Annotated in this window: 7 protein-coding genes; 1 reads left to right on the top strand and 6 read right to left on the bottom strand. The window is 61.7% G+C overall.

Annotated features, from left to right (window positions below; all coding sequences use genetic code 11):
• Window positions 1-383, top strand: a 383-nt coding sequence (locus FHS79_RS18330; protein WP_207792455.1) for a hypothetical protein, incomplete at its 5' end; no start/stop codon positions are given.
• Here FHS79_RS18330 and FHS79_RS18325 read toward each other — a convergent pair.
• The 6 genes from FHS79_RS18325 to FHS79_RS18300 are packed head-to-tail and all read right to left on the bottom strand — an operon-like array spanning window position 362 to window position 4,820.
• Window positions 362-2,077 carry a conjugal transfer protein TraN gene (locus tag FHS79_RS18325; RefSeq protein ID WP_184203269.1) on the bottom strand — a complete coding sequence of 572 codons (1,716 nt, stop codon included), beginning with the start codon at window positions 2,075-2,077 and terminating at the stop codon, window positions 362-364. The genes FHS79_RS18330 and FHS79_RS18325 overlap by 22 nt on opposite strands.
• Window positions 2,074-2,856 (bottom strand): type-F conjugative transfer system pilin assembly protein TrbC, encoded by a 783-nt coding sequence (trbC, locus tag FHS79_RS18320; RefSeq protein WP_184203267.1) that lies wholly within the window; start codon window positions 2,854-2,856, stop codon window positions 2,074-2,076. Before trbC ends, FHS79_RS18325 begins: the two co-directional genes overlap by 4 nt.
• The gene (gene traU / locus FHS79_RS18315; protein ID WP_184203265.1) at window positions 2,856-3,875 is read right to left on the bottom strand and encodes a conjugal transfer pilus assembly protein TraU; all 1,020 of its coding nucleotides are present in this window, start codon (window positions 3,873-3,875) and stop codon (window positions 2,856-2,858) included. Before traU ends, trbC begins: the two co-directional genes overlap by 1 nt.
• The gene (locus FHS79_RS18310) at window positions 3,872-4,234 is read right to left on the bottom strand and encodes a hypothetical protein (protein ID WP_184203263.1); all 363 of its coding nucleotides are present in this window, start codon (window positions 4,232-4,234) and stop codon (window positions 3,872-3,874) included. The genes traU and FHS79_RS18310 overlap by 4 nt, the downstream gene beginning before the upstream one ends.
• Window positions 4,234-4,590 (bottom strand): hypothetical protein, encoded by a 357-nt coding sequence (locus tag FHS79_RS18305; protein WP_184203261.1) that lies wholly within the window; start codon window positions 4,588-4,590, stop codon window positions 4,234-4,236. The genes FHS79_RS18310 and FHS79_RS18305 overlap by 1 nt, the downstream gene beginning before the upstream one ends.
• Window positions 4,590-4,820: a hypothetical protein gene (locus FHS79_RS18300; RefSeq protein WP_184203260.1), complete on the bottom strand. Its 231-nt coding sequence runs from the start codon at window positions 4,818-4,820 to the stop codon at window positions 4,590-4,592. Before FHS79_RS18300 ends, FHS79_RS18305 begins: the two co-directional genes overlap by 1 nt.
• Between the last annotated feature and the right edge of the window lie 118 nt (window positions 4,821-4,938).

The following is a 4,938-nucleotide window of genomic DNA, read 5'->3' as shown; positions in this document are numbered from 1 at the left end:
GTCACGCTGTCATCCATGGCAGCATGATCAACCCGGCCAAGCCGGAGATCAAAGCGGCGAGACCGCGAACCTACACCACGCTGTGGGACACGATCTGCGAGGAGAAGGTCATGACCTTCGCGGGTCACGATGATGCTGTCGGCGTTGGCCGGATCGACCGCCACCCAATGTCGTTCGACCATGCGGGTGTAGATCGTGCGCACTTCGGGCTCTGCGACGGGGCAGCGGAAATAGATGGCAAGGTCATCGGCGAGGCGGGGAATGCCGCCGGCGCCATTGCGAAGGAGCATAATCCCAAGGCCAAGCTCGCCGATCGAAACAGGGGCGAGATCGAACAAGCCGAACATGGACATGGGATTCCTCATAACCCGTTGGCTGCGTAGTAAGCGGTGATCTTGGCCTGGATCTCGGTCATGACATCGAGCTCGGCGGGCACCTTGGCGGCATCGACGAACTCGGCATAAACTTCTGAGAAATCCATCAGCGCGAGGTTCAGCTGCTGAAACTCGGCGATGGTGAAACCGGCGCAAGCTTCAGTCTTCGGATCGCCCCAGGCTTTGCCGATCTGCGGCCGGCCCTGCTCCTGAAGGATGCGGCTGATCTTGGAGAGGAAGCAGCAGTGCGCCTCTTTCTTGCGAAGGCAGATACCGAGCACCTTTTGATCACAATAGGTGCCGACATAGGTGCACTGGCCGTCCTCGCGGCGATCTTTCAGCGCGATGTCCTCGGCGTTGCAGCCGCCCAGCAGCGGAAAACCCCGCGGGACACAGCAATTGGTGAGACCAAAAATCGTCTTGGAGCAGGTCAGGCGGTCGCCCTTGAATATCTCCAGGGTCGCCTCGTTGAACTCCTTGCCGGCCTGGCTGATCGCGTTGAGCGCGACAACGGCATCCTTGAATTCGGTATTGGGCGTGCGATCGATGGTGTAGCACTCGCCGTTGAGGCAGTAAACATCAGCATCACAGATCTGCTGGTTGACCTGGGGGACCGGCGGAATCGGGCAAGAATAGACACGATCGACGGTGAGGCACGGCAACTCTTCGGTGATGCACTGCTCGCGCACGAAAGTGCAGCCGAGTGCATCGAGTTCGCTGCAATCCGACATTGGCACGAGCGGGCCGCTGCACTGATAGGTTCGATCCCAAGCCCAGCATGGCTGGGTTACCGGCATGCCGGCGACTAGGCGGGTGACAGGCGTGCTGTCGGTGCAGATATCCGGGTCCGGCGTGCAGTTGGAATCGGCCTTCCAGGTGGCGCACGCGCTGTCGTTGGGGGTGGAGCCTACATACGCATTCTCGGACGACAACAATGTGCCGCCCGGCACCAGCGAGGAACAGGATAGCTGGGAGACGGGCTCGCCCGGCTCGGCGCAGCCAAAGCTGGGGGGCCCGAAGAACAACAGGCAAGTACCTGGCCGGGAACCGGTGTAGGTACAGGTGCCAGGGTAGTAGCCGGCAAAGGACGCGCAATCGTCGGTGCCGTTGGTCGCGGCGTTGAGTTCGCTGCACTCATATTTGTGGACCATCTGGAACTGGTGGTCGAGGGTGACCTGACAGGTCTGCGGGCCGGCGCCCGGGTCCTGGACGTAGCCGGTGTTACAGGTCTGTTCGTAGGTGCCGGGCGAGATGGCTGCGGACGGGATCGGAACACAGGTGCCTTGCGCCCCGTTGGCGCTGAACCCCGAGACATAGGTGTAGGGGTCGCCAATGACCGTCTTGCCGGCTGCGACGGTGGTGTTGATCTCGCTCGCAGGGAAGGTGGCACGATTTGCGAGCGATTCAGTGACGGCTTGATAGCCGACTGAACCGGGGGCCTGGGCTACGCCTGCCGGCTCGAGCGTTGCCGGCGCACTATAGTAGGACTGCTCGGTAGGGTTGGCTGTGAAATTGGGCAAGTCGGCGGGGTTCGGCGGGGTCTGCGCCGTCGAAAGCGCAACCGGCGCCACGGTGCCACCAAAGGCTTTTCCGTCTGTCTTGGCGGCTTGCGTCGGAGTCTGACTATTCAACGCCGCCGGGGCCGCAAGCAAGGCTAGCGCAACGCCAAATGCCTTCGCAGCTGAGGTGAGCCGGACGATCATCGCCCCTCCCGCGCCACCGGCTTCACAGCCGGCTGAGCAGCGTTCAGACGCTTGAGGTAGATCCCTGCGGCGGCAGCGCCGGGACCGCCGCCGCCGCGGAACTTCTCGAGCGCAAACTCGGCAGTGACATTGCCGGCGATCCGATCATGCGGGGGCAGGGGCGTGGCGCAGGAAAAGCCGTCGCAAAGCGTGAAGTCGGTCGTGGTGACAACATAAGCTGGGACACTCGTGATGTTGAATGCGCGGAACAATCGCGGATCGATGCCGATCCCCGAGGTGCTTTGCCCCTTGTCGACCACCTTCATCATGGCCGTGCTGAACAGTTTGACGCTGTTGTTCTGGAAGCCGCGAAAGACAACCATGCCGCCGGCTTTGGAGACGTCGCGCACCATGGCCCGCAGCGCGCTCACCGGCATCGACATGCTGGCAAAGGCGATGAAGCGTGGGCCTTCAGGTGCGGTAGCACCTTCCCGAACTGAACCGGCGGCGGCAACAAGTTCATCAAAGTCGAAGATGCCCGGCACAGGTTTTTTGATCGAAGCTGTCGGCGCCCGCATCGTATTGGCCTGCGCCGCCTTGCGCGTCAGAATGGCTTCGTCGCGCAGTGCCTGGCCGCGGCGGACGACCTCATCGGTAAAAAGCTTTGCATCGTCCATTTGCGTCTTGGCGGCGGCGCGAAGCCGCCCGGCTTCAACGCCTTCGACCGTCTGCGAAAAGGCTTCGACGCCCCAGGTGACGGTCAGCCCAAACGCAGCAAGAAGGACAAGATCGAGCCGCATCACAGCACACAGCAATTGCGTTTGCGCCAGACGAGATAGCCCATGTCCTCGCCGATAACGGGGAGCATCTGGCCCGACCCAGGCACCATCGACGTGCCGCCGATCGGCATGCAGGCGCCGGGCCCCGAGCCCGGGACCGGGTTCGTCGCCTGGAACCGATACTGCGACTTCTGCATGATCGGCATGATGTATTTGTCGCAAAGACCCTGGGTGCCGGACGTGCCCCAGGCGATGCCCATGCGGTGCAGCTTGAACGCAAATCGGTCGAGTGCGAGCCGGCTGCCCTGAACATGGCCGCTTTGCGCAGCGATGTTTCCGTTGAGAGGGTACATTGTGCCCTGACAGCCTGCGCACCAGAACAAAGGATCGAGGGGTTTCGACACGGTCGATGCGACGCAATCGGCAGCGCAAGCAGCAACAGCGAGCGGGTTGGAGAACACAACGGCTTCGGGGTTGATGATCAGTGTCAGTTCGCTGTCCTGCCACAGCGGATCGATCTCGGTCAGATAGAGGAGGTCGATCGAGCCGGGCTCGAGGCAGAGAAAGTCAGCGACCAGCTCGAGCCAATAGATCAGCGGATACATATACCAATGGACGTGCCAGCCACCGGTCATCTGCTGTTTGCCGCCGACGGCCGATGCGCCGGCAAGGGTTTTCTGTCCGATGGCGAACCCCGGATCGAGGCTGATGCCGCCAAGGTTGACGAAGCACCATGGCTTCATGGTCACATCGGCCAATCGCACCGGTTCCCAAAAGCCGACAGCGATGCCAATACGCGGCAACGGGCTCAAACAGGCGCAGACCGGCAAGATCGGATTATCGGTATCGGGTTTTGAGGAGGGCCAGATCGGGATCTCCCCGACGGTTAACGGAAACAGGCAGCCCCAGCAGATATCGGTTATCGGATTGACAAAGCGGCCATGGCAAACATCCTGGGCCTGCGCGCGCTGCGGCAACGACACCATGATCACCGCCAGCGCCAATGACAGCACAGCGGCAAGACGCTTGAGGCGGTTCACGAGGCGGGCCCCCTGCGAGCGCCGTTACTGGATGGCGAAACCACGCAGCCAGCAAGATACAATTGCCACAAATACGGGCAAAGCTTCGAGACACGCTCCGCGGTCCAGTAGAGCCGCTCATAACGCTCGCGAACGACAAGATGGACCAGGTACAGGGCGAGCCAGGCAGGCGCCCAGGCCAATACAGAGACAAGGTTGTTGGCATAGGGACCAAACTGAACCGCAGCCAAGGCACCAAGACTGCTGACCGCTGCGACAAAGCCAATGCCAGAAATCCACAGCACGGTTCGCGCCCCCCAGAACCATAATGTATCGGGCGCTGGGGGCAGCAGCAGTTCATGGCGGTCGGCAAAATACATCAGCGCACCAGCGGCCGGTCGGGCGACAAACGATCAGTGTCGATGAGGTCCGCCGCCTGATCATCGAGCAGCGGGATCGCTTCACCGCGATGAAGCGCGACACGATCAGGCGTCCAATGGCCAAGATCGTGGCGGAATTTCCGGCGCGCGAACACCACCAGCATCGACAAGGCCACGACGCCGCCCAGCAGTGAAACCACCGCCAAGAAAGGCGGCTGATTGTCGAACGAGCGGGCGATGAACAGCGCCAGCGCCGACGAGAAGCACGCAACCATGGTCAGTCGGCGAAGCTTCTTGAGATCGTCGGGCTCGGGGGCTGGCGGCAAGCCGGAACGGATGAACTCGCGATAGGTCATCAGGCACTCCTCTTGCAGCGAACGAAGCGGCGGGCGGGCGCGAACCAGCGGTCACAAAAACGATCACAGAAACGATCACTGGGCAGACCAAGCTGGCGGCGATAACGGCGCAAATGGTTCAGCAGCGGCGAGTCATCGAGGACGCCAACTTCGGGCCAAAGTCCCGGATGCAGCGCCAGGAACCGCCGATAACCCGGGTCATTGGCAAAAAAGGTGACGAAGCGGCTCATGGTGCTGCCGCCTTCGCGCGCGACGGGTAATTACCCACCCCCTTGCCAAGGGGTCGCGTCTATGATTCACACTATCCATGAATCGCGAGGAACTTGAGCAGCTTACGAAGCCTGAGTT

It is taken from the genome of Polymorphobacter multimanifer, from assembly GCF_014205635.1.
GTDB lineage: Bacteria > Pseudomonadota > Alphaproteobacteria > Sphingomonadales > Sphingomonadaceae > Sandarakinorhabdus > Sandarakinorhabdus multimanifer.
Note: the sequence above shows the minus strand (reverse complement) of the source record. Positions and strands in the feature narration are given on the sequence as shown.

What these genes read in the sequence shown, in the direction of transcription:
- FHS79_RS18300 (WP_184203260.1), bottom strand. Translation starts at nt 4,820, where the DNA reads ATGAGCCGCTTCGTCACCTTTTTTGCCAATGACCCGGGTTATCGGCGG.
- trbC (WP_184203267.1), bottom strand. Translation starts at nt 2,856, where the DNA reads ATGCGGCTCGATCTTGTCCTTCTTGCTGCGTTTGGGCTGACCGTCACC.
- FHS79_RS18305 (WP_184203261.1), bottom strand. Translation starts at nt 4,590, where the DNA reads ATGACCTATCGCGAGTTCATCCGTTCCGGCTTGCCGCCAGCCCCCGAG.
- FHS79_RS18310 (WP_184203263.1), bottom strand. Translation starts at nt 4,234, where the DNA reads ATGTATTTTGCCGACCGCCATGAACTGCTGCTGCCCCCAGCGCCCGAT.
- FHS79_RS18325 (WP_184203269.1), bottom strand. Translation starts at nt 2,077, where the DNA reads ATGATCGTCCGGCTCACCTCAGCTGCGAAGGCATTTGGCGTTGCGCTA.